The 24,077-nt window shown below is 46.9% G+C and carries 21 protein-coding genes, 1 tRNA gene and 2 pseudogenes; 18 read left to right on the top strand and 6 right to left on the bottom strand.

The window, feature by feature from the left end; genetic code table 11:
* Nucleotides 1–158: 158 nt before the first annotated feature.
* From XBJ1_RS12350 to XBJ1_RS12285, 14 genes and pseudogenes are all read left to right on the top strand, one after another.
* Entirely contained in the window at nt 159–602 is a 444-nt protein-coding gene (locus XBJ1_RS12350; protein WP_012989317.1) for an NADH-quinone oxidoreductase subunit A, read from the top strand.
* 16 nt (nt 603–618) lie between these two features.
* Nucleotides 619–1,293: a NuoB/complex I 20 kDa subunit family protein gene (locus XBJ1_RS12345; protein ID WP_012989316.1), complete on the top strand. Its 675-nt coding sequence runs from the start codon at nt 619–621 to the stop codon at nt 1,291–1,293.
* Nucleotides 1,294–1,373: 80 nt separating this feature from the next.
* Nucleotides 1,374–3,173 (top strand): NADH-quinone oxidoreductase subunit C/D, encoded by a 1,800-nt coding sequence (gene nuoC, locus XBJ1_RS12340; protein WP_173346399.1) that lies wholly within the window; start codon nt 1,374–1,376, stop codon nt 3,171–3,173.
* Between the two features lie 2 nt (nt 3,174–3,175).
* Nucleotides 3,176–3,721 (top strand): NADH-quinone oxidoreductase subunit NuoE, encoded by a 546-nt coding sequence (nuoE, locus tag XBJ1_RS12335; RefSeq protein ID WP_012989314.1) that lies wholly within the window; start codon nt 3,176–3,178, stop codon nt 3,719–3,721.
* Complete coding sequence (gene nuoF / locus XBJ1_RS12330; RefSeq protein ID WP_012989313.1) at nt 3,718–5,082, top strand: NADH-quinone oxidoreductase subunit NuoF; 1,365 nt, start codon at nt 3,718–3,720, stop codon at nt 5,080–5,082. The genes nuoE and nuoF overlap by 4 nt, the downstream gene beginning before the upstream one ends.
* An 82-nt stretch (nt 5,083–5,164) precedes the next feature.
* Complete coding sequence (gene nuoG / locus XBJ1_RS12325; protein ID WP_012989312.1) at nt 5,165–7,891, top strand: NADH-quinone oxidoreductase subunit NuoG; 2,727 nt, start codon at nt 5,165–5,167, stop codon at nt 7,889–7,891.
* Entirely contained in the window at nt 7,888–8,865 is a 978-nt protein-coding gene (nuoH, locus tag XBJ1_RS12320) for an NADH-quinone oxidoreductase subunit NuoH (protein ID WP_012989311.1), read from the top strand. The genes nuoG and nuoH overlap by 4 nt, the downstream gene beginning before the upstream one ends.
* Nucleotides 8,866–8,880: 15 nt before the next feature.
* The gene (gene nuoI / locus XBJ1_RS12315) at nt 8,881–9,423 is read left to right on the top strand and encodes an NADH-quinone oxidoreductase subunit NuoI (RefSeq protein ID WP_012989310.1); all 543 of its coding nucleotides are present in this window, start codon (nt 8,881–8,883) and stop codon (nt 9,421–9,423) included.
* 12 nt (nt 9,424–9,435) lie between these two features.
* The gene (nuoJ, locus tag XBJ1_RS12310; RefSeq protein WP_012989309.1) at nt 9,436–9,963 is read left to right on the top strand and encodes an NADH-quinone oxidoreductase subunit J; all 528 of its coding nucleotides are present in this window, start codon (nt 9,436–9,438) and stop codon (nt 9,961–9,963) included.
* A complete protein-coding gene (gene nuoK / locus XBJ1_RS12305; RefSeq protein WP_012989308.1) occupies nt 9,963–10,265 on the top strand; it encodes an NADH-quinone oxidoreductase subunit NuoK in 303 nt (100 codons plus the stop codon). The genes nuoJ and nuoK overlap by 1 nt, the downstream gene beginning before the upstream one ends.
* A complete protein-coding gene (gene nuoL / locus XBJ1_RS12300; RefSeq protein ID WP_012989307.1) occupies nt 10,262–12,112 on the top strand; it encodes an NADH-quinone oxidoreductase subunit L in 1,851 nt (616 codons plus the stop codon). The genes nuoK and nuoL overlap by 4 nt, the downstream gene beginning before the upstream one ends.
* A 19-nt stretch (nt 12,113–12,131) precedes the next feature.
* The gene (nuoM, locus tag XBJ1_RS12295) at nt 12,132–13,652 is read left to right on the top strand and encodes an NADH-quinone oxidoreductase subunit M (protein WP_012989306.1); all 1,521 of its coding nucleotides are present in this window, start codon (nt 12,132–12,134) and stop codon (nt 13,650–13,652) included.
* A 6-nt stretch (nt 13,653–13,658) separates the two neighbouring features.
* Nucleotides 13,659–15,116: an NADH-quinone oxidoreductase subunit NuoN gene (nuoN, locus tag XBJ1_RS12290; RefSeq protein WP_012989305.1), complete on the top strand. Its 1,458-nt coding sequence runs from the start codon at nt 13,659–13,661 to the stop codon at nt 15,114–15,116.
* Between the two features lie 214 nt (nt 15,117–15,330).
* Nucleotides 15,331–15,642, top strand: a pseudogene (locus XBJ1_RS12285) (IS6 family transposase); the annotation flags it as partial.
* Between the two features lie 4 nt (nt 15,643–15,646).
* Here XBJ1_RS12285 and XBJ1_RS12280 read toward each other — a convergent pair.
* A complete protein-coding gene (locus XBJ1_RS12280) occupies nt 15,647–16,768 on the bottom strand; it encodes an ISAs1 family transposase (RefSeq protein WP_012989028.1) in 1,122 nt (373 codons plus the stop codon).
* Between the two features lie 272 nt (nt 16,769–17,040).
* On the opposite strand from XBJ1_RS12280, the gene XBJ1_RS21510 reads away from it, so the two are divergent.
* From XBJ1_RS21510 to XBJ1_RS22570, 4 genes and pseudogenes are all read left to right on the top strand, one after another.
* Nucleotides 17,041–17,256: a hypothetical protein gene (locus XBJ1_RS21510; protein WP_012989303.1), complete on the top strand. Its 216-nt coding sequence runs from the start codon at nt 17,041–17,043 to the stop codon at nt 17,254–17,256.
* A gap of 10 nt (nt 17,257–17,266) precedes the next feature.
* Nucleotides 17,267–18,472 (top strand): helix-turn-helix domain-containing protein, encoded by a 1,206-nt coding sequence (locus tag XBJ1_RS12270; protein WP_038199038.1) that lies wholly within the window; start codon nt 17,267–17,269, stop codon nt 18,470–18,472.
* A 99-nt stretch (nt 18,473–18,571) separates the two neighbouring features.
* Entirely contained in the window at nt 18,572–19,165 is a 594-nt protein-coding gene (locus XBJ1_RS12265; RefSeq protein WP_012989302.1) for a DUF1367 family protein, read from the top strand.
* Nucleotides 19,166–19,181: 16 nt separating this feature from the next.
* Nucleotides 19,182–19,477: pseudogene (locus tag XBJ1_RS22570) on the top strand (Ref family recombination enhancement nuclease); the annotation flags it as partial.
* Between the two features lie 442 nt (nt 19,478–19,919).
* Here the strand turns inward: XBJ1_RS22570 and XBJ1_RS12255 are convergent.
* The 5 genes from XBJ1_RS12255 to XBJ1_RS12235 all read right to left on the bottom strand — a co-directional run bounded on the left by XBJ1_RS12255 (nt 19,920) and on the right by XBJ1_RS12235 (nt 23,945).
* Complete coding sequence (locus XBJ1_RS12255; RefSeq protein ID WP_012989299.1) at nt 19,920–20,675, bottom strand: hypothetical protein; 756 nt, start codon at nt 20,673–20,675, stop codon at nt 19,920–19,922.
* 350 nt (nt 20,676–21,025) lie between these two features.
* Complete coding sequence (locus XBJ1_RS12250; protein ID WP_012989298.1) at nt 21,026–21,307, bottom strand: hypothetical protein; 282 nt, start codon at nt 21,305–21,307, stop codon at nt 21,026–21,028.
* 489 nt (nt 21,308–21,796) lie between these two features.
* A tRNA-Pro gene (locus XBJ1_RS12245) sits at nt 21,797–21,873 on the bottom strand.
* 75 nt (nt 21,874–21,948) lie between these two features.
* Complete coding sequence (gene yejM, locus XBJ1_RS12240; protein ID WP_012989297.1) at nt 21,949–23,688, bottom strand: LPS biosynthesis-modulating metalloenzyme YejM; 1,740 nt, start codon at nt 23,686–23,688, stop codon at nt 21,949–21,951.
* Between the two features lie 29 nt (nt 23,689–23,717).
* Entirely contained in the window at nt 23,718–23,945 is a 228-nt protein-coding gene (locus tag XBJ1_RS12235) for a YejL family protein (RefSeq protein ID WP_012989296.1), read from the bottom strand.
* Nucleotides 23,946–24,077: the final 132 nt, after the last annotated feature.

Raw genomic sequence — 24,077 nt, 5'->3', positions numbered from 1 at the left:
TTAGAGGAATAAAAACCAAGACGATTCAAGCTATTAATGATATTGATTAGCACTGTTTCATATTTGGTTGTTATCCCTTCCCATGAGTCGATGTGGTGCAACACTGCCGGCAAAAAAGCAGACATCTTGACACCACTTTTGATGAGTAAGCAACGAGTATGTCTACATCCACTGGAGTTTTTGCCCATCACTGGGCGTTTGCAGTTTTCCTGCTAGGTGCTTTTGGTCTGTGTGCGCTTATGTTATTGGGTGCGTACTTCCTGGGGGGCAGGTCAAAAGGCAGAGCGAAACACATACCTTATGAATCGGGTATCGATTCTGTCGGCAGCGCCCGTCTCCGCCTGTCAGCGAAGTTTTATCTGGTCGCCATGTTCTTTGTCATCTTCGATGTTGAAGCCCTTTACTTATACGCATGGTCAGTTTCTATTAAAGAAAGTGGCTGGCTGGGTTTTGCCGAAGCAAGTATTTTCATTTTGGTGTTATTGGCAGGCTTGGTTTATCTGGCTCGCATCGGAGCACTGAACTGGACTCCTGTACGCTCACAACGTCAAGTCAGTCAACCCAGTGCTGACATTCATACCAACAACAGTCATATGCAGTAAATAGCGAGGCATAAAGATGGATTATACGCTCACCCGCATAGAACCGAACGGTGAGAATGACCGTTATCCCCTGCAAAAACAGGAACTTGTCAATGATCCCCTGGAGCAGCACGTTCACCGCAGTGTCTATATGGGTAAACTGGAACATGCTTTGCATGACATGGTGAACTGGGGAAGAAAGAATTCCTTGTGGCCTTATAACTTCGGACTTTCCTGTTGTTATGTAGAAATGGTGACGTCATTTACCGCCGTTCACGATGTTGCGCGTTTCGGCGCAGAAGTATTGCGGGCATCCCCACGTCAGGCCGACTTCATGGTGATTTCAGGAACCTGCTTCGTCAAAATGGCACCCGTTATTCAACGTCTGTATGACCAGCTGCTTGAGCCAAAATGGGTAATTTCCATGGGTGCCTGTGCAAACTCCGGCGGTATGTACGATATTTATTCTGTAGTTCAAGGGGTCGATAAATTTATCCCTGTTGATGTTTATATCCCGGGCTGTCCTCCCCGCCCCGAAGCCTATATGCAAGCACTGCTGCTGTTGCAGGAGTCTATAGGCAAAGAGCGCCGCCCTCTATCATGGGTTGTCGGCGATCAGGGGGTTTACCGCGCTAATATGCAATCAGAAAGAGAACGGAAGCGCGGTGAACGTATTGCAGTGAAAAACCTGCGTACCCCAGACGAAATTTAAGGCTTTTAGCCATATAGCGTACGTAACCAGAGCAATGTGTTGCGATCACAATAAACCCTGATCAAGCGTTGTGGTGAAGAATGATGACAGATCAGATAGCGCAAGAAAGCGCACGGCCTGCTTGGGAAACTCAGGATCACTTTGATGATCCGGTTGTAAGCGAGCTTAATCGTCAATTTGGCCCAGAGGCCTTTTCCGTCCAGCCTACCCGTACCGGTATGCCGGTTGTCTGGGTTAGGCGAGAACAATTACTGGCAGTAATAACGTTTCTGAAAAAATTGCCCAAACCTTATGTCATGCTGTTTGACCTGCATGGTGTCGATGAGCGTCAGCGCTCTCACCGACAGGGGCTTCCTGCGGCAGACTTTTCGGTATTTTATCACTTGATTTCCATTGAGCGTAATCGTGACATCATGCTGAAAGTCGCACTCAATGAAAAAGACTTGAATATCCCAACCATCACGTCAATTTACTCTAATGCTAATTGGTATGAGCGTGAAACGTGGGAGATGTTCGGGATTACATTCAATGGTCATCCGAATTTGCGTCGCATCCTGATGCCGGATACATGGGAAGGACACCCGCTGCGCAAGGAATATTCCGCACGCGCTACGGAATTCGACCCTTTCATGTTGACCAAGCAGAAAGAAGATCTGGAAATGGAAGCACTGACTTTCAAACCAGAAGAGTGGGGTATGAAACGCGGTACCGAAAGTGAGGATTTCATGTTCCTCAACCTCGGCCCCAATCATCCTTCAGCTCACGGCGCATTCCGCATTGTTCTTCAGCTTGATGGCGAAGAAATCATTGATTGTGTTCCCGATATTGGCTACCACCACCGTGGTGCGGAAAAAATGGGTGAACGTCAGTCATGGCACAGTTATATCCCTTACACCGATCGTGTCGAGTATTTGGGAGGATGTGTCAACGAAATGCCGTACGTGCTGGCCGTTGAGAAACTGGCTGGCATTGATGTGCCTGATCGCGTGAAAACTATCCGCGTCATGTTGTCTGAGTTGTTCCGCATTAACAGCCACCTACTCTATATCAGTACATTTATTCAGGACGTTGGCGCAATGTCTCCAGTGTTCTTCGCCTTTACAGACCGTCAGAAAGTGTACGATGTCGTCGAGGCGATTACCGGATTCCGTATGCATCCAGCATGGTTCCGTATTGGCGGTGTTGCTCATGACTTGCCCCGAGGCTGGGATAAACTTCTGCGTGAACTGCTTGACTGGATGCCAAAACGTTTGAATTCCTATGTCAAGGCAGCGCTGAAAAACAGTGTTCTGAAAGGGCGTTCTGTAGGCGTAGCTTCTTATAACTCCAAGCAGGCATTGGACTGGGGCGTGACAGGTGCAGGTTTGCGTGCAACTGGTATCGGTTTTGACGTGCGTAAATGGCGCCCTTATTCCGGCTATGAGAACTTCGATTTTGAAGTGCCAACAGGTTATAACGGTGACTGTTACGACCGTGTCATGCTGAAAGTGGAAGAGATCCGCCAGAGCATGCGCATCCTTGAGCAGTGTCTCAAGAATATGCCAGAAGGCCCGTTCAAGGCGGATCACCCACTGACCACTCCACCACCCAGAGAGCGTACCCTGCAACACATCGAAACCATGATCAACCACTTCCTGCAAGTGTCATGGGGTCCGGTTATGCCTGCCAATGAATCATTCCAGATGATTGAAGCAACCAAGGGTATCAACAGTTATTACCTGACCAGTGATGGTAACACTATGAGTTACCGTACCCGCATCCGTACACCGAGTTTTGCTCACTTGCAGCAGATCCCATCGGTGATCCGCGGCAGTCTGGTTTCTGACCTGATCGTTTATCTGGGCAGTATCGATTTTGTTATGTCTGATGTGGATCGCTAACGATGCAAAGTGAATTTAACGCAAACAAGCAAGTACGTCTTGATGTGATTAACGTAACGGACGCTCAGACACAGGGTGCGTTTGTACTGAGTACCGCAGAACGTGATGCCATCGAGCAGGAAAAACACCATTACGAAGATCCGCGTGCCGCGTCAATTGAGGCACTGAAAATTGTGCAGAAACAGCGTGGTTGGGTGCCGGACGGCGCCATCTATGCCGTTGCTGAAGTTTTGGGTATTCCCGCCAGTGATGTGGAAGGGGTGGCGACGTTTTACAGCCAGATTTACCGCCAGCCAGTAGGGCGTCACATTATTCGCTATTGCGATAGCGTTGTGTGTCACATCACAGGTTATCAGGATGTTCAGGCAGCGATAGAAATGCACTTGAACATTCGTCCGGGGCAAACTACGGAAGATGGGCGTTTCACACTGTTGCCAACCTGTTGTCTGGGGAACTGTGACAAGGGGCCTACCATGATGATTGATGAGGACACTCACAGTTACGTGAAACCAGAAGAAATTGAAAAACTACTGGAGCAGTATCCATGACAACGCACTCAGGAGTGAAAGAAATTATCCGCGTAGCGGAAACTCATCCCCTGACATGGCGGTTGCGTGATGACCAACAACCTGTCTGGCTGGATGAATACCGTAGCAAGAGTGGTTATAAAGGAGCTGAAAAAGCACTGAAGGGCATGGTTCCTGATGAAGTTACCACGCTGGTGAAAGATGCTGGTTTGAAAGGGCGTGGTGGAGCAGGTTTTTCCACGGGCTTGAAGTGGAGCCTGATGCCAAAAGATGAAAGCATGAACATTCGCTATTTGCTGTGTAACGCGGATGAAATGGAGCCGGGAACCTACAAAGACCGCCTGTTGATGGAGCAGCTGCCTCATCTGCTGGTGGAAGGGATGCTGATCAGCGCATTTGCGTTGAAAGCCTACCGCGGCTACATCTTCCTGCGTGGCGAATATGTCGAGGCGGCGGTACATCTGCGCAGAGCAATTGAAGAAGCTAAAGCGGCCGGTTTGCTCGGTAAAAATATTCTTGGTAGTGGTTTTGATTTTGAACTGTTTGTTCATACCGGCGCAGGGCGTTATATCTGTGGTGAAGAAACCGCGTTGATTAACTCCCTTGAAGGACGTCGGGCGAATCCCCGTTCAAAACCTCCATTTCCGGCTACGTCCGGCGTATGGGGTAAACCAACTTGTGTAAACAATGTTGAAACCTTGTGTAACGTCCCTGCGATCCTTGAATATGGTAAAGAGTGGTACATCGGTCTGAGCGAAGGCAAAAGTAAAGATGCCGGCACCAAACTGATGGGCTTTTCCGGTCGGGTCAAAAATCCGGGCGTTTGGGAACTGCCTTTTGGCACCACTGCCCGTGAAATTCTCGAAGATTATGCGGGTGGTATGCGTGACGGTCTGAAATTCAAGGCTTGGCAGCCCGGCGGAGCGGGAACCGATTTCCTGACTGTGGATCACCTTGATCTGCCGATGGATTTTGAAAATATCGCTAAAGCAGGCAGCCGCTTGGGAACTGCACTCGCAATGGCCGTTGATCATGAGATCAACATCGTTTCCCTGACCCGTAACCTTGAAGAGTTTTTCGCCCGTGAATCCTGTGGCTGGTGTACGCCATGCCGTGATGGTTTGCCGTGGAGCGTTAAAATCCTCCGCGCCATTGAGAACGGGAAAGGTCAGCCTGGTGATATCGAAACTTTGGAACAACTCTGCCGTTTCCTCGGCCCCGGCAAAACTTTCTGTGCCCATGCGCCCGGCGCTATGGAGCCTTTGCAGAGTGCTATTAAATATTTCCGTGATGAATTTGAAGCGGGAATTGTCACCAAAGACTACGGCAACACCAATCTGATTGCGGGCATTCAGCCAAACCTGCTTAAGCAGCGCTGGTAAGGCTTGTTTGCAAGAACGGTTCGCTCAAGCAGAATTTTTGATTAACGCCTGCCACGGCAGGCCATTGGGAAGCATGCTGACTATGGCTACGATACATGTAGACGGCAAAGAATATGATGTAAACGGGGCTGATAACCTGTTACAAGCCTGCCTCTCATTGGGGCTGGATATACCTTATTTTTGCTGGCATCCAGCGCTGGGAAGCGTTGGCGCTTGCCGCCAGTGTGCGGTGAAGCAATATCAGAACGCGGAAGATACGCGTGGTCGTCTGGTGATGTCTTGTATGACACCAGCGACAGAAGGCACGTTTATCTCCATTGATGATGAAGAAGCGAAGCAATTTCGCGCAAGTGTCGTGGAATGGTTGATGACCAACCATCCCCATGACTGCCCTGTCTGTGAGGAAGGGGGTAACTGTCACTTGCAGGATATGACGGTGATGACGGGGCATTCATTCCGTAAATACCGTTTTACCAAACGTACTCACCAAAATCAGGAACTGGGGCCATTTGTTGCCCATGAAATGAACCGCTGCATCGCCTGTTACCGTTGCGTTCGCTACTACAAAGATTATGCGGACGGCACAGACTTTGGCGTTTATGGTGCTCATGACAACGTTTATTTTGGTCGCACTGAAAGTGGTACGCTGGAGAGTGAATTTTCCGGCAACCTTGTTGAAATCTGCCCGACAGGGGTATTTACCGACAAGACCCATTCAGAGCGTTACAACCGTAAGTGGGATATGCAGTTTGCACCAAGCATCTGCCAACAGTGCAGTATTGGCTGTAATACCAGTCCCGGTGAACGTCATGGTGAAGTTCGCCGGATTGAGAACCGTTACAATGGCACCGTTAACCACTACTTTATGTGTGACCGTGGTCGTTTTGGCTACGGTTATGTTAACCGTGACGATCGTCCTCGTCAGCCACAGCAATTGCGTGGTGATCAGTGGATTTCACTGAATGCCGAGCAGGTTATGCAGGGTGGGGCGGATATTTTGCGTCAGGCCAAAAATGCTATTGGTATCGGTTCGCCACGCGCCAGCATTGAAAGCAACTTTGCTCTGCGTGAACTGGTTGGTGAAGAAAACTTCTATAGCGGCATATCCGTGGAAGAACAGAACCGACTCGATATGATACTGGAAATTCTTCAGCAAGGCGGCGTCTATACTCCATCCCTGCGTGAGATCGAAGGTTACGATGCAGTACTGATTTTGGGTGAAGATCTGACCCAAACGGGGGCTCGCATGGCACTGTCTGTACGCCAGGCGGTCAAGGGCAAGGCGCGTGAAATGGCGGCGGCTCAGAAAGTGGCTGATTGGCAGATTGCCGCAGTGATGAATATCGGTCAGCACGCCAAATATCCTTTGTTTTTAACCAGCGTTGATGATACCCGACTGGATGATATTGCAGCATGGAATTACCGTGCACCAACTGATGATCAAGCCCGATTTGGTTTTGCTGTGGCGCATGCCCTGAACAGCATTGCACCCGCCGTCAATGACCTGCCGGATGAGCTGAAAACGAAGGTAGAAATTGTTGCACAGGCACTGCGTGATGCGAAAAAACCATTGATTATCAGTGGTAGTAATGCTGGCAGTGATGCATTGATTCAGGCGGCGGCCAATATCGCATGGGCATTGAAAGACAAAGGTGCAAATGTTGGGCTTTCCTTTGTTGCGGCTTATGCTAATAGCCTCGGTCTGGCGATGATGGAAGCACAGCCGTTGGATGTCGCTTTGCAGCGTATTGCCAAAGGCGATTCTGATACCGCGATTGTAGTGGAAAATGATCTCTATCGGCATGCGGCAGCCGATAAGATTGACAGTGCATTAGGCAGCCTGAAAAATCTGATCGTCGTTGATCATCAACGTACTGCTATCATGGATAAGGCTCACTTGATTCTGTCAGCTGCCAGCTTTGCCGAAAGTGATGGTACGCTGGTGAATCAGGAAGGCCGTGCCCAGCGCTATTTTCAGGTTTATGAACCGTCATTCTATGACAAATCTGTCGTTATGCTGGAAAGCTGGCGCTGGATGCATTCCCTGTATACCACTTACGCACAATGCCAGACTGACTGGGCGCAACTTGACCATGTGATTGAAGCTTGTGTCAAAGCTATGCCTCAATTCAAAGGTATCGTTAATGCCGCTCCGGATTCCACATTCCGTATCCGTGGTCAGAAATTGGCTCGTTCACCTCATCGTTACAGTGGCCGTACGGCAATGCTGGCCAATGTTAGTGTCCATGAGCAGCGCCAACCGCAGGATATCGACACGGCATTTGCTTTCTCAATGGAAGGGAACAACAGCCCGTTTGCCGAACGTCAGCAAATCCCATTTGCATGGGCGCCCGGCTGGAACTCCCCGCAGGCATGGAACAAATTCCAGGCGGAAGTCGGTGGCAAACTGCGTTTCGGTGATCCTGGTATGCGTTTGATTGAAACGACCGATGGTGGGTTGAACTACTTTGACAGCATTCCGGCTGCATTTGCTGCACAGAAAAACCAATGGTATGTCGCGCCTTATTTCCACCTGTTCGGCAGTGAAGAATTGTCACAGCGTGCAGAAGTAATACAGGAACGTATGCCTGAGCCGTATGTGATGATAAATCATCAGGATGCTGAACATCTGAATGTGAAAGAAGGTTCCATGATGGAATTTGACTGTGCGGGTCAACAATTGCGTCTGGCTGTGCGCTTAAGCGGCAATCTGGTGCAGGGTCAGATTGGCCTGCCGCTGGGAATGCCGGGTATTCCACCTGTTCTGGCGGGTAAATCAGTCAATAACTTACGGGGGATGGCACAATGAGTTGGTTTACTCCCGATGTGATTGAAGTCTTGATTACTATTCTGAAAGCGGTTGTCATTCTGCTGGTTGTTGTTGTTTGCGGGGCGTTCATGAGTTTCGGTGAACGCCGCCTGCTTGGGCTATTCCAGAACCGCTACGGGCCAAACCGTGTGGGTTGGGGCGGTTCATTGCAGCTCGTCGCTGACATGCTCAAAATGTTTTTTAAAGAGGACTGGGTACCGCGTTTCTCCGATCGGGCTATTTTCACTCTGGCTCCAATCATTGCTTTCTGCTCGTTACTGCTGGCGTTTGCTATCGTGCCAGTCAGCCCAACGTGGATGGTGGCGGATCTGAACATCGGCATTCTGTTCTTTATGATGATGGCAGGTTTGTCGGTTTACGCTGTGCTGTTTGCCGGTTGGTCGAGCAACAATAAATATTCCCTGTTGGGGGCAATGCGCGCATCGGCACAGACACTGAGCTATGAAGTTTTCCTTGGTCTTGCTCTGATGGGTGTCGTAGCACAGGCTGGCTCCTTCAACATGGTGGATATCGTCAATTCACAACAACATATGTGGAATGTCATTCCCCAGTTCTTTGGTTTCCTGACCTTTGCTATTGCTGGTGTGGCGGTGTGTCACCGTCACCCTTTTGACCAGCCGGAAGCAGAGCAGGAATTGGCGGATGGTTATCACGTCGAATATTCCGGCATGAAATTCGGTTTGTTCTTTGTCGGGGAATATATCGGTATCGTGACGGTATCTGCTTTAATCGTCACACTGTTCTTTGGTGGCTGGCATGGGCCTTTATTGCCTTCCTTCATCTGGTTTGCGTTGAAAACGGCATTTTTCATGGTGATGTTCATTCTGATCCGTGCCGCATTGCCGCGTCCGCGTTATGACCAAGTGATGTCATTTGGCTGGAAAGTCTGCCTGCCGTTAACTTTACTCAACTTGCTGGCGACTGCCGCAGTAATTTTATACAACGCTCAATAAAGGGGGGATTGAACCATGACATTGAAAGAGTTAGTGGTTGGTTTCGCCACCCAGGTACGCAGTATTTGGATGATAGGGCTTCATGCCTTCCATAAACGCGAAACAAAAATGTATCCGGAAGAGCCGGTTTATTTGCCACCCCGTTACCGTGGGCGCATCGTTCTGACGCGTGATCCTGACGGTGAAGAGCGTTGTGTCGCCTGTAACTTGTGTGCGGCGGTGTGTCCAGTAGGATGTATCTCACTGCAAAAAGCCGAACATAAAGATGGCCGATGGTATCCTGAATTTTTCCGCATCAACTTTTCGCGCTGCATTTTCTGCGGACTGTGTGAAGAGGCTTGCCCGACGACCGCTATCCAGTTGACACCGGATTTCGAATTGGGTGAATTCAAGCGTCAAGATCTCGTATATGAAAAAGAAGATCTGCTGATTTCAGGACCGGGTAAATATCCTGATTATAACTTTTACCATAAGACAGGCATGGCGATTGATGGCAAAGATAAAGGGGAAGCCGACAATGAAGCTAAACCTATCGATGTTAAAAGCCTGTTGCCGTAAGGAGCGATATTCATGGAATTTACATTTTATGTCGCAGGGCTGGTTGCCATCCTCGCTACACTCAGGGTGATAACGCACACTAACTCAGTACATGCGTTGCTGTACCTGATTACTTCCCTGTTGGCACTTTCGGTCGTGTTCTTTTCACTGGGCGCATATTTTGCCGGCGCACTGGAAATTATCGTTTACGCGGGTGCGATCATGGTGTTGTTTGTCTTCGTCGTGATGATGCTCAACCTCGGTAAATCTGTTGTCGAGCAAGAACGGGCATGGTTGCAGCTCCGCGTTTGGATCGGCCCGGCTATTCTGGCTGCTGTGCTGCTGATTGTGTTGATCTTTGCTATCAGCAGCCTGCCAACGGCTGAGATCAGCGGTGAAGTGGTCAGTGCCAAAGAAGTGGGAATTAGCCTGTTCGGGCCTTATGTTCTGGCAGTAGAACTGGCATCACTGTTACTGCTGGCAGGGCTGGTAGTGGCTTATCACATTGGCCGTGAAAATCGTCAGGGTGAAGTGATCAGTAATCGTACGGAGGATCAATAATGATACCTTTAGAACATGGTCTGATTCTGGCGGCTATTTTGTTTGTATTGGGCTTTGTTTGCCTGATTGTCCGCCGCAATCTGTTATTTATGCTGATCGGGCTGGAAATCATGATCAATGCTTCGGCTCTGGCGTTTGTTGTTGCCGGCAGCTATTGGCTCCAGCCTGATGGTCAGGTGATGTACATTCTGGCCATTACTCTGGCAGCCGCCGAGGCGAGTATAGGTCTGGCACTGCTACTACAGTTGTACCGTCGTCGCCAGAGTCTGAATATTGATATAGTCAGTGAGATGCGCGGATGAACCTACTCTATTTAACAATTCTACTGCCACTGCTGGGTTTTTTACTATTGGCATTCTCTCGTGGCCGCTGGTCTGAAAATCTGTCAGCTATCATTGGGAGTGCTTCTGTTGGGCTGGCAGCATTAGTCACACTCTGGGCCGGGATGGATTTCCACGCCCAGAATGGGGCAGAGGGGCTGGTTTACAGCCAGACATTGTGGAACTGGATGGAGGCAGATAACTTCAATATTCCGGTTAATCTGGTACTGGATGGGCTATCTCTGACCATGCTGAGTGTCGTGACGGGCGTTGGTTTCCTGATCCATATTTATGCTTCATGGTACATGCGCGGTGAAGAGGGTTATTCCCGTTTCTTCGCTTATACCAATTTGTTTATCGCCAGTATGGTGGTTTTGGTACTGGCAGATAACATGCTGCTGATGTACCTCGGTTGGGAAGGTGTTGGGCTGTGTAGTTATCTGCTGATCGGTTTCTACTATAAAACGCCTGCCAATGGTGCAGCGGCAATGAAAGCCTTCATCGTAACCCGCGTAGGTGACGTGTTCCTTGCCATTGGGATGTTCATCCTTTATGACCAGCTTGGCACATTGAGTTTCCGCGAATTGGCGGTATTGGCACCGCAGCATATCGAAGCAGGCTCTACGGCGATTACTTGGGCAACCTTGATGATTCTGGGTGGTGCTGTGGGTAAATCGGCTCAGTTACCACTGCAAACATGGTTGGCAGATGCGATGGCAGGTCCGACACCAGTTTCTGCCTTGATCCACGCGGCCACTATGGTTACTGCCGGGGTTTACCTGATTGCCCGCAGCCATGCGTTGTTCCTGATGGCGCCGGATATTCTTCATCTGGTTGGTACTATTGGGGCTATTACCTTGCTGCTGGCAGGCTTTGCAGCGCTGGTGCAGACCGATATCAAACGTGTGCTGGCCTATTCCACCATGAGTCAGATTGGTTATATGTTTCTGGCTCTGGGCGTTCAGGCGTGGGATGCCGCCATCTTCCACCTGATGACTCACGCATTCTTCAAGGCACTGTTATTCCTTGCTTCTGGCTCCGTGATTCTGGCTTGTCACCACGAACAGAATATCTTCAAAATGGGTGGCTTGAGTAAGCGTATTCCGTTTGTTTATCTCTGCTTCATCGTAGGTGGTTCGGCACTGTCAGCGCTGCCACTTCTGACTGCTGGTTTCTACAGTAAAGATGAAATTCTGTGGGGCGCACTGGCGAATGGTCATATGAACCTGATGCTGGCAGGGCTTGTCGGTGCTTTGATGACATCACTGTATACCTTCCGCATGATCTTTATCGTGTTTCACGGTGAAGAAAATACCAAGGCTCATCCAGTCAAAGGGATTACCCATACTTTACCTCTATCGGTACTGCTGGTGCTCTCTACTTTTGTGGGAGCGCTGATTGTGCCACCGTTGGCGGGAGTTCTGCCGGAAAGAAGTACAACGGCAGGGCATGATGACAAACTGACATTGGAGATTGTTTCTGGTGTGGTCGCTGTTTTCGGTATCTTGCTGGCAGCAGCGTTGTACCTGGGCAAACGTGCTGTGGTTAAGGCCACTGCAAACAGTATACCGGGGCGTTTCTTATCCACATGGTGGTTCCATGCATGGGGATTTGATGCACTATATGACTGGATATTCGTGAAACCATTCAAAGGTATTACTCAACTATTACAGAATGATCCTTTGAACTCACTGATGAATATTCCTGCCATATTGTCACGTTGGGGCAATAAGGGACTTAGCTTAAGTGAGAACGGACAAGTCCGTTGGTACGCTGCCTCTTTGGGGTTGGGTGCAGTGCTGGTTTTGGCTCTGCTGCTTTTGATTTAATTAAGGGACACATTGCGCCATGCTACTACCTTGGCTAATTCTTCTACCCTTCATCGGAGGCTTGCTATGCTGGCAGGCGGAGCGCTTCGGCACCCGTATGCCGCGTTGGATAGCGCTTCTGGCGATGGGACTGACTCTGCTGCTTTCCCTGCAACTTTGGTTACAGGGCGGTTATACGCTGACCAACCCACAGGGCATTCCACAGTGGCAATCAGAATTTCTGATCCCGTGGATACCTCGCTTTGGCATCTCCATTCATCTGGCTTTGGATGGTTTATCACTGCTGATGGTGGTCTTGACAGCACTGTTGGGTTTGATGGCAATTCTCTGTTCGTGGAATGAAAACCAGCCATATCAGGGATTCTTCCATCTGAACTTGCTATGGATACTTGGCGGTGTGATGGGGGTCTTCCTTGCCATCGACCTGTTCCTGTTCTTTTTCTTTTGGGAAATGATGCTGGTGCCGATGTATTTCCTGATCGCTCTGTGGGGACACAGAGGTTCAGGCGGCAAAACCCGTATTACGGCAGCGACGAAATTCTTCATCTATACCCAAGCCAGTGGTCTGGTAATGCTGATTTCGATTCTGGCATTAGCCTTCGTTTATCACGATGCAACGGGAGAATGGTCATTCAGCTATGAAAAACTGCTGAATACACCGATGTCAGATACAGTTCAATACTTACTGATGCTGGGTTTCTTCATCGCATTTGCCGTAAAAATGCCCGTTGTGCCTCTGCATGGCTGGTTGCCGGATGCTCATAGTCAGGCACCGACTGCAGGTTCAGTTGACCTTGCGGGGATCTTGTTGAAAACAGCGGCGTATGGTCTGTTGCGTTTTAGTTTGCCTCTGTTTCCACAAGCCTCTGCGGAATTTGCGCCGATTGCGATGTGGCTGGGTGTCATTGGTATCTTCTACGGTGCGTGGATGGCTTTCAGCCAGACTGACATCAAACGCCTGATTGCCTATACCAGTGTTTCTCACATGGGTTTCGTACTTATTGCCATCTACACCGGCAGCCAACTGGCTTATCAGGGGGCGGTCATCCAGATGATTGCACATGGTCTGTCAGCCGCTGGCCTGTTTATCGTGTGTGGACAATTATATGAACGTCTGCATACCCGCGATATGCGCAATATGGGCGGTTTATGGGGAAAAATTCAATTGTTGCCTGCGATCTCGCTGTTTTTCGCTGTAGCGACACTGGGTATGCCGGGAACCGGTAACTTTGTTGGTGAATTCATGATCCTGTTCGGTAGTTTCAGCAAATTCACCCTTATTACTACCGTATCCGTGTTTGGTTTAGTTTTTGCATCCGTCTACGCACTGTATTTAATGCAGAAAGCGTATTACGGCACACCAACAACTGATAAGCCACTACAACGGATGGATGTGCGTGAAATCTCCATTTTGCTACTGTTAGTCGTCTTGCTGGTGATTGTGGGTGTTTATCCGCAGCCTGTCCTTGATACCTCAGCGGCGGCGATGAGTAACATCCAAAATTGGTATTCAGCTTCACTTTTAACTACAAGGCCGTAACTCGCCATGACAATAACTTCTGAACAATTGATCGCACTGTTGCCGCTATTGATCGTCGGATTGACGGTGGTGGTTGTGATGCTGTCCATTGCGTGGCGACGCGATCATTTGATCAATTTCACCTTAACGGTAATTGGTCTGAATCTAGCCCTGCTTTCTCTCTATTTTGTTGGACAGCAGGAGCCGATGGATGTCACGCCACTGATTCATGTGGATAGATTTGCAATGTTTTATACCAGCCTTGTGTTGATTGCGAGCCTCGCAACGACCACATTTGCTTACTCATGGCTGGAGAATTATCCCGATAATAAAGAAGAATTTTACCTGTTGGTGCTGATTGCAGCTGTCGGAGGAATTCTGCTTTCTTCTGCTAACCATATGGCATCACTGTTTATCGGCATTGAATTAATTACTCTGCCATTATTCGGCTTGATTGGTTATGCGTACCGCCAGAAACGTTCACTGGAAGCGAGTATTAAATATATGCTGCTGTCCGCAGCAGCATCTTCGTTTCTACTATTCGGTATTGCACTGTTGTACGCAGAATCAGGTGACTTGTCCTTTGCGTCACTGGGTAGAAACCTGAGTGACAGTCAACTGCATGAGCCGCTGATCTTGGCAGGGCTGGGAATGATGCTGGTGGGGGTGGGTTTCAAACTTTCTCTCGTACCTTTCCAACTTTGGACACCTGACGTTTATCAAGGCGCCCCGGCACCTGTATCGACTTTTCTGGCGACGGCCAGCAAAGTCGCTATTTTTGCGGTGATAATGCGTTTATTCCTCGAAGCACCTGTGGCTGAAAGTGAAACGCTGCGCATTGTGCTGACCGTGATGGCAATTGCTTCCATTCTGTTTGGTAACTTGCTGGCACTGACACAAAGTAATATCAAGCGTCTGCTCGGTTACTCATCGATTGCGCACTTGGGTTACTTGCTGGTGGTTTTGGTTGCCATCCGAAGTCACACATTGGCAGAAGAAACGGCGGGTATTTATCTGGCGGGTTACCTGTTTGCCAGCATCGGCGCATTTGGGGTGGTTAGTCTGATGTCCAGTCCATACCGAGGGCCAGATGCTGACTCACTGTATTCATACCGTGGCCTGTTCTGGCATAAACCGATCCTGTCGGCAGTAATGACCATCATAATGCTGTCACTGGCAGGAATACCGTTAACATTCGGGTTTATCGGTAAATTCTATGTTATCGCTACGGCGGTAGAAGCAAAATTATGGTGGCTGACGGGGGCTGTCGTGCTGGGCAGTGCCATTGGTCTTTACTACTATTTGCGCGTGATGGTTAGTCTGTATCTGCCTGCACCGAAGACACTGAATCGCGATACGCCAAGCAACTGGGCGTTGACTTCAGGTGGGATTGTTGTGTTGATCTCTGGGTTGCTGGTGTTGATCCTCGGCATTTGGCCACAACCAGTAATTGATATCGTTCAGCAGGCGAAAAGCGCCATGTAGAGCATAATCTTAATAAAACTTTACTGAAGACTCAGCCATTTTTGGCTGGGCCTTTTTTTGAGACACGAGGAAAGTATCATGAAATAGCATTTATTACGGTAGTAGCATCAGAATGGTTTCTATTATGCAGCAATAAGAAATCGTCCATGTGTAGGTTCTGTCGTATTAAGCAGTGTCCGGGTATCATGCCGTTTTTTTGTTGAGTGATTCACCGATGTCCCTTATCCGAAAAGCATTCAAACGCCTGCACTACCCTGTTAATATCATCGTTCAGTGTGTTCGCTGGTATCTGGCCTATGCACTGAGCCTGCGTGACCTGGAGGAAATGCTAGCTGAGCGGGGGATAACCGTCGATCATTTCACGCTCTCCCGCTGGGTTCATCGTCTGATCCCGTTGATGGTCAAACGCTATCGACGGAGCAAGCCTGCTGTTGGGCGTCGGTGGCAAATGGACGAAACCTCTATCAAAATCAAAGGGAAATGGAGTTACCTTTACCGTGCTGTGGATTCAGACGGCAAGGCAATCGCATCTAAATTTGATGCGCTTTGCCCAGTACTGTAAGTAGATATTCACCATCCCAACCAGCCCGTTTACGGCGTGCTTTAATTCCCGCTTTGGTGGGAGCTAAGCGCAGTAAATTCAACGCGATTTTATTGAGTAATGCCATATTGGCGGCTGCATTGCCTTCCCGCATCCGCTGCTGATCTTCATTAAAAGCAATATCCAGACACCAATGGAGTTGCGTTTCTATTTGCCAGTGACTGCGGATCGCTGTCGCTGCCCGTTGAGCCTCTGTCGGACGTAAAGTGCTGATAAAATAACAGCTCTCCCGGCTCACTTCATTTCCTACATAGCGTTCGCGGATCACCCGTATTATGCTGTGTAAACCACACCAGCACGCCTTTTCCGGCAACCAATCAACATGGGTCATTTGTACTGTGCGTCGCTCAATGCGGCCATGTCCGGCATCCACGTCTTCATATTCGCTCAGGCGCTCCGGTTGGGATGAGACATAATCGAAATAATGGCTGACATCATTATACGGGCCGGGATGATTTTCTTTCAGGCTCAGTACGTAATCCGCGCCCGCTTCATGTAATTGATGAGCAATCGCTTTCTGGCATCCCATGGCATCGATAGTCACCAGACTTCCAGACAAAACCAATCGTCGAAGTAACTCAGGAATAGCGGTGATTTCATTGGATTTACTCTCCACTTTCACTTGTCCCAGAACTAAGCGATTGGTACAGGCAAAGGCGCTGACCAGATGGATTGCCGCCTTGCCGTTGGCTTTATCGAGTGACCGGCGCATGGTTTTGCCATCAATAGCGATGATACCCTGATCAACTCCTTGTGCCAGCGTAGATATCCAGGAGGTGAAACAGTCGGCAAAAGCCTGCGCATCAAGTGCAGCAAAGACACGACCAAAGGTATCGTGAGAGGGGATGCCATTAGTGAGATCAAGCAGTTGGGTAAAGAAATCCTGTTTAGATTCGCCAAACTCTTCAATTTCGACCCAACCTTCAGCGCCACAAATCACAGCGCAGATGGCGATAGTCAGGATATTTTCCAAACTATGCAACTGAGTTCGTTGAACTCGGGGATCTTCAAGTGAGGCAAAATGCTGTAACAAAGGGCTGACAGAGGACATAAGGATGGATTTAAAAGCTGCATAACGACATGAAATTAAACCATTGTCAATGAATTTTAGATGCGATTGCCCTGCCTAAAGGGGAGAGTTACATTATTATTGAGTCAGAAGGTGTTAAAATTAGCCGGATCGGGATCAATCATGATGAACCCCGCGTAAGAAAAGCTAAACATCGTTCTTTAATAGCTCAATTAAATGAAGAGCTCGAAGGCTATACGCCGGATCTTTTTAAGGAAACTGATAGTAAGCATAGTGACATTAATACGTTAGGTATGTTGTTAATAAATATTAACCCTCCATATCATGAGTCTCAGGTCAGCATGATGGATTTGAGGATAGTGGTTCCTTTCACTGACATGAAAGGTTATCACTACGATAAATCTGTCACGGAGCTTTTAATGCTCTACACCGGAGAGAAGAAGGTAGTTATTCCTGATATGGTCGTACCTAAGCTTAAACAGCGCCTGAAGGATCAGGAAAGTAAATAGGTGAGACATTATGAGAGTGGGAATTTCTGGTTTCCAACCCGCAAGGCTGACACAGATGAGAGAGGCTAGAGGGTTATCTAAAATTAGCCTGGGTAAGTTAGTGGAGCGTTCTCCATCAACGGTGACTAAATGGGAGAACGGTAACCATTCCCCGGATGCAGAAATACTGCACAGCTTAAGTCGAGTGCTGAATTGCCCAGTGGGTTGGTTTACAAAGCCTGTTATCAAGTATGAAAAGAAACCAGTATTCTTTCGAACACTTTCAAGCACAGCAAAAGACTTATGTATTTCTGCAGAACGATACATGGGGTGGTTTCAAGAACTATCATTTAAGATGCAAGAATATCTTGATTATCCGGATGTTGACATTCCTCATCTCGATGTCAGGGATTACAGAGCAATAGATGATCAGTTAATTGAAAGAATGGCTTTTGAATGCAGGAAAGCGTGGGGATTAGGTATTGCCCCGATAGATGATTTGTTACTCGTAATGGAAAATGCAGGCGTCGTTTGCTCTCGATTTGAACAGGGTAGCACTGTCATGGATGGCTATTCTCAATGGAATGACGTAGAAAATAGACCTTACGTAATATTAGCAAGTGACAAAGATAATTATTATCGCAGTCGGTTTGATGCTGCACATGAGTTAGGTCATATTGTTTTACATCGATATATTAATAAGTTTGATCATATTAACTTTACCCCGATAGAAGAACAGGCACATATGTTTGCATCGTGCTTCATGTTGCCGGAAGAATCTTTTTCTGTGGAGCTTCCGCCTTACCCGACATTAGAGAACTTTTTAGCGTTAAAAAGTCGTTGGGGAATGTCTGCACAAGCGATGATCTTGAGAGCACGGAATTTGGAGTTAATATCACCTTTGGAATATCAAAGATTGTATAAAAGTATTTCGGCCAGAGGGTGGAGAAAAGGAGAGCCGCTTGATGAGCTTAGAAAACCAGAATTGGTTCGCTTATTACCTCGATGCCTGAATTTATTACTGGATTCTGGAACATTTAATAAAAAAACATTTCTTGAGGAATTTGGTTTCCCTAAAGGTGATTTGGAGGATTTATGTTCAGTGCCTAAAGGTTTTTTGTCAGAGTCACCGATACTTGATTTTCAATCCCGAATACAATTAAAGAATAGTATGAATGTGAATGTATCTTCTGTACGGCAAGATACAAATGTCGTTAACTTATTCAATAGAAAGTAAAGTTGGGTATTCACGCTAACACCTGTTATTCTATTCGCATCGGCCTGAACATCCGAACCTAAACATACGCTGCTGTGCCATTACCTTAAGGGATCAAGAATGGCGCAGCATAGTTTTATCAAAATTTCCAACGACACCCTACGGCCTGCTACTCCAGCGACCAGAGAATACCTGCATTCGAAAATCAAATGTAGTGATGTGCTGCAAGCTGATTTTAAGAAAGTCCGTAATCCTCGTTTCCACCGCAAATACTTTGCCCTGCTGAATCTCGGTTTTGAATACTGGGAACCGGTTGGTGGCACGATTTCCCCGGAAGAAAAAGCCATTGTGCGCGGTTACGTACAATTTCTGGCTCACTTTGCTGGTAGAGAAGATGCCTTACAATCCGCTGAGGATGAATACCTTGCGGGCTTATCCAAAAACCGTGCCCATAACATCACGGCCACTAAATACTTTGATGCCTTTAGACGTTGGATAATAGTCGAGTCCGGCCACTATGACACCTACGAAATGCCGGATGGCCGCCTGTACCGTGAACTCCGTTCAGTCAGCTTCGCCAAAATGGATGAACTGGAATTTCAGTCCCTCTATCAATCCACACTGAATGTGCTGTGGAATTTCATCTTATACCGCAACTTCCCTACCAAAGACGCAGCTGAAAATGCCGCTGCTCAGTTATTTGATTTTGTGTGAGCAAGAAGCAAGACCAATGACCAGAAATGAAAAACAGTGGCTGTCAGATGTGGCTTCGCTGGGCTGTATTGCCTGCAGGAATCAGGGGATGGGGATGTCTCCAGCGGACATTCATCATGTGAGAACCGGACAGGGAATGGCACAACGCGCCGCTCACCTCAGCGTTCTGCCGCTTTGTCCTCGTCTCACCGGGCATGTTATCCCACGGGTTTTCATGCTGATCCGAAAAGTTGGCAGGCAACCCACGGGACAGAAATTGAATTATTAGAACAGGTTAAAAGGGAAGTAGGAGAGGTGCGGTTAACCAAACTCGGCCTCGGCCACTACAAACTATCCGGCGTCCTTGGCTATAACTCAGACGGTGCATGGGGTGTTCATGGCGGTATCAGTGTTCCCCGTGACGTCAACGGCAATGAGTTAGTGTATGTCGATGATAAGGTGCTGCCGGATGGGGCTATTGAAATCAGGGTGACGCACCGACAGAACGCGCATATGCCTGCCCGGTTACAGAACAGGCGCATTAAGTCACAGGATGAGCAGACGCACTACACCGATGATGAGGCCTGTGATTTGCCCGCAGGCACCCGGTTAGACGTACGTGTCCAGATGCCGGAGGATTCTGTTTGGAATTTGAGGCAGAAGGCGGTGAATGGTGTTGAAGTGGGTAAACAGGCAGAGTAAGGAATTTTTAACCCGCAGGAGGTTGCGGGTTAAAAATTATTGATGTGTTTGAAGATTTAGATGAGAGTTATAATCAACGAAATATTTTCTTATAATTCAGAATATATGATTTTGGGTTTGCGTGACAAAGCATATCATATGCTTCATAAACTATTTCTTGATCTTGAGGATTGTTACGCACCATAGCAATACCTCGCTTATCTGAGGTCACTTTTTTCTTAAGGCGTACAAAAGCTTTATCCGTAAGACCAAGAAGCATAATCTTATCGGCTTCGAGATCATAAATATGATAAGTATTTACAACGCTTGCATAAGCAGTTGCAACCACTCTGGATGATGCACGACAGAATCTACCTATATTTACTTCTGTGAATTCTGCCCCACCTTCTTCGGTTACGGTTTTGGCTATATTGTGGGCATCTTCCATTCTGATTTGGTGCAATCTGGCTGCACTATCATTAGCCTCATTGACGGATTTTTCTATATCTATCTCTTTTGAGTAAAATTTATATACACACTCAAAATCTTCATATGGGTAAGTTTTTTTATTAAAGCATTTATAAACTAAATCTTTTTTGACAATTTTTGGTTCTTCCGTTAACCCAGCCTCTTTAAAGTATCTATCTCTAATACTTTCAAAAGTTTCGGGTTCTGTGGATGAGTGTTCATAGATGTAAGTTTGCCCTTTTGAAACTTGCATCAAATAGTTAAATTTTTGAACGTCTGTAGTGGCAGCTTTCTTTTCAGTCAGTAAAGCATCAACCCTTTCGAATTCAGCACACCCAGACAACAAAACAATCCCAGCTAATAAAAAAATCAATTTTTTCATTTTAATACCTCATTTAAACTCTGGTTATAATAACCTAGTGGTATTAAAAAACAATATGACACCCCAAGAGGTTAAAAAGTGGGAACTTCATAAAAGTATAAAGGTGGGATTTCTCACCTTTTAACCTTTTGATAGATAGTATCTCCGGCATGGTACAGGCACGCTTCCGGTTGAAACGGAGGCAGTGGAAGAAATGGGCATACAAGGCGTTAAATATCAGCTAAATCTTTCGCTCATTCCGAATCAGTCAAATTTTCGACCAATAAACCCGCCGAAAGGTGGCTAATTTTCCAGATTTAAAATCGGGGGCATTATCATCTCAAAGCAGGTGATTTGAGGTGGTATTCAAGTCAGCGCTTGAAGTATTTATCTAACTCATCGTGGTATCGGTATTTTCTGTATTCGATGAACCAAAAGACAAAGCCTAGCACTGCACCAATTGCTGCAAGCTTGGTGTATAGCCACCATCTGAATAGAATGAATTCGTAAAAAGTGTATTCTTTTTTTATTAAATCAATTGCAACACCACCCATGATCATATCACTGATAAACGCAATTACTGGTAGAGCAAGAGCGCATGCAATTACCAAATATATCGGAGTAAATATTCTTACTTTAGTATTGAAGTTCATAAAGCTTCGTACCTTATTGTTAATGTATCAATATTGTCTATATAGGTAGTTAAGATTACTTGAACAGTGCACCACCAACACTCCCATGTCATCACATTCCGTGGTGGCATTTTTATTTCAACTATAGAGGAAATCACCACGGTTGCCGTAAGGTGTGATATCCCATCTTGGGTATTGCGAAAATCACAATACCTTTTGTGTGTGCAGATACCCCATATGTCAAAGAGCAGGTTTCTGCCCTATAGTGACAGTAGCTTTCTTTCCCACCGTTCCACAATCTCACGTTTTTCTTTAGGTGTGGTTAGATCCCGATATCTCATCAATGTAATCAGTGGGCTGGTGGGTGGGCGTGGTTTTGTGTTTGAAATTTAGTCTAAAACAGCGAGATAAAATGGAGATATTGAGGTGGGATTTTACACCAGTTTTACACCAAGCAAATTTGAAGCATAAAAAAACCAACCTTAACAGGTTGGCTTTTCTAGGGAATTTTGGTCGGCATGATAGGATTTGAACCTACGACCCCCGACACCCCATGACGGTGCGCTACCAAGCTGCGCTACATGCCGATGACTTTTCCTATACTACCGTTTTTTATTTTCAAAGCAAGCACTTAATTTAGTGAGTGCTTGATTTTTCGACGATTAGTTTGCTAAAAATCGTTTAACCTCAGTTAGTATTTGTAATAACTGAGCGAGGTTAGGTTTGGCTCCTTGAATTTCATTACCATCCAAATCATACAGATAATATTCTCCGTTCTTGGAAAGATAGATGGTATTTGTAGCCGTTGTGACAATCAATGAGCCGTCATCACCCGTGATTAACCATGGGTTATCTCTCTGAGCGGTAAAGAGGTCTTCACCTTGTGAATAATCATCTGGAGAATTACTGACATGTAATAAACGTTGCATCAGGGTAGTCATGACATCCTGATGACTGGTTAACTTGTTGATGACCTGTGCAGGTGTACCCGGCCAGTGAATGATGAGTGGGACATGTATTTGTTCACGATTGAATTTATCGCCAGTAAGCCATTTTGGTGAGTGTCCCGCGGACAATTCACTGTGTTTGGCTGTAATAACCACGATGGTTTTATCCAACATACCTTTATTGGTTAGTGTTTCTAAAACATTATTGATTTCGGTATCAAGTGCTTTTTTGTCAAATTGGCTCGTTGAGTGTGTAAAACCATTAATGCCCAAAAATGAAAACCACGGGGTAGTGCCATGATTAAGATCCAGCCACTGACGCCATTTTGTCACAGTTAGGCTATCATCTTTCTTGGTTGGGACAGGGAATGAATAATCGGTCAAAAGAGCCTGGCGGTAAAGAGGTGTTTGGAACCCATCCGAAGAGAACAGACCAAATTGATACCTCTGGTGAGTCAGTGCATCAAGAAGTGCTGAGGATTTTCTACTATTAAGAATACCATCTAGATAGCCTGATGATATGCCATAGAATAATCCAAACAATGCAGTATCGTTTTGAATGCCAGTACTGAAGTGCTGTGTAAATTGGATATTGTTCTGAGTAAAGCGCTCAAGGGACGGCATGGCGTTGGTAATGTCTTTGTTATCCAGACCATCTACAACTAGCAACAGTAAATTATAACCTTGCTTGTTATCTTGATAGGATAAGCCATTCAGTGGATATTCAACGGATAGGGCAGCCGGGTTTCCTTGTTGATTCATACGGCGCTGGTATTCTTGTTGATCCAGTAATCCGTGTTTTTCAAGGAATTTGCGTGCTGTCATTGGATAAGACAGTGGTAAATTTGAACGCTGCATGGTAATTGAGCGGTAGAAGTTGGCATCTGCCCAGATATACATCAAATGGGAAGCGATAAAAGCTATAATAAATACCGCCGCCAATGGCTTACCAAACCGTTGACGATTCAGGCTACGTAATTTTTGCCAACTCCATGTGCCAAATAGCATCTGCACCAGAAAAATAGCCGGTATGCAGATGAACATCAGTTGCCATTCCCTTGTCAGCTCACCTTGGTCTGGGTTGGTGACTAAGTCCCAAACCAACGGTGTCAGGTGCAGGTGAAAGCGAATATAGATAGAGGAATCTAATATCAGCAGGGTTAGCCCTGCTGTGGCCAGTGCAGCGGAAAGAAACCTCAATAACCGCTGTGACATCACAATAAACGTCAGCGGAAATAAAATAAGTAAGTAAATAGCAAAGACAATGAAACTGAAATGACCGAGCCAACTGAGTAGCGCATAAATGCGACCAAACAGTGAACCCGGCCAGTCAGACGCAAATAAATAGCGACTGCCCAGCACAAGACTGAACATAATATTGAACAGTGCAAACCAGTGCCCCCAGCTGATCATCTGAGAAACTTTTTCGCGGTAATGCTGACGACTAGTCACCATATTTTTTACGTTAAGGTTTTAATGAAAAATTAATGCGCTTTGTCTTCATTAATCGAGGACTGTAACGCGCGTGCAAACGAGTCTGCGATGTGCCTGCGCTGTGCAGGAGCAATGCTCGTATTGATTAAATTCGTTACCATATTGCCCAAGATCATCAGGGATAAATCAGTAGGCGTATGGTTTTTCTCGAAAACATTTACCAATTCAGCTAATAAATGTTCAACTTTTTCATCGCTGTAGCGAGACGACTGTGGCATAAATCAAAGATCCTGAATATACAAAGCCCTATATACTACCGTATAGAAGGGCAATTTTCTGCTTTTTTATGACAAATTAATTTCCCGACTGTGTGAATTGTTGCCATTCTGAAGTCTGTTGCATCATTTTTG

Source organism: Xenorhabdus bovienii SS-2004 (genome assembly GCF_000027225.1).
Classification (GTDB): Bacteria; Pseudomonadota; Gammaproteobacteria; order Enterobacterales; family Enterobacteriaceae; genus Xenorhabdus; species Xenorhabdus bovienii_C.
This window is presented reverse-complemented; position numbering and strand designations above follow the sequence as displayed.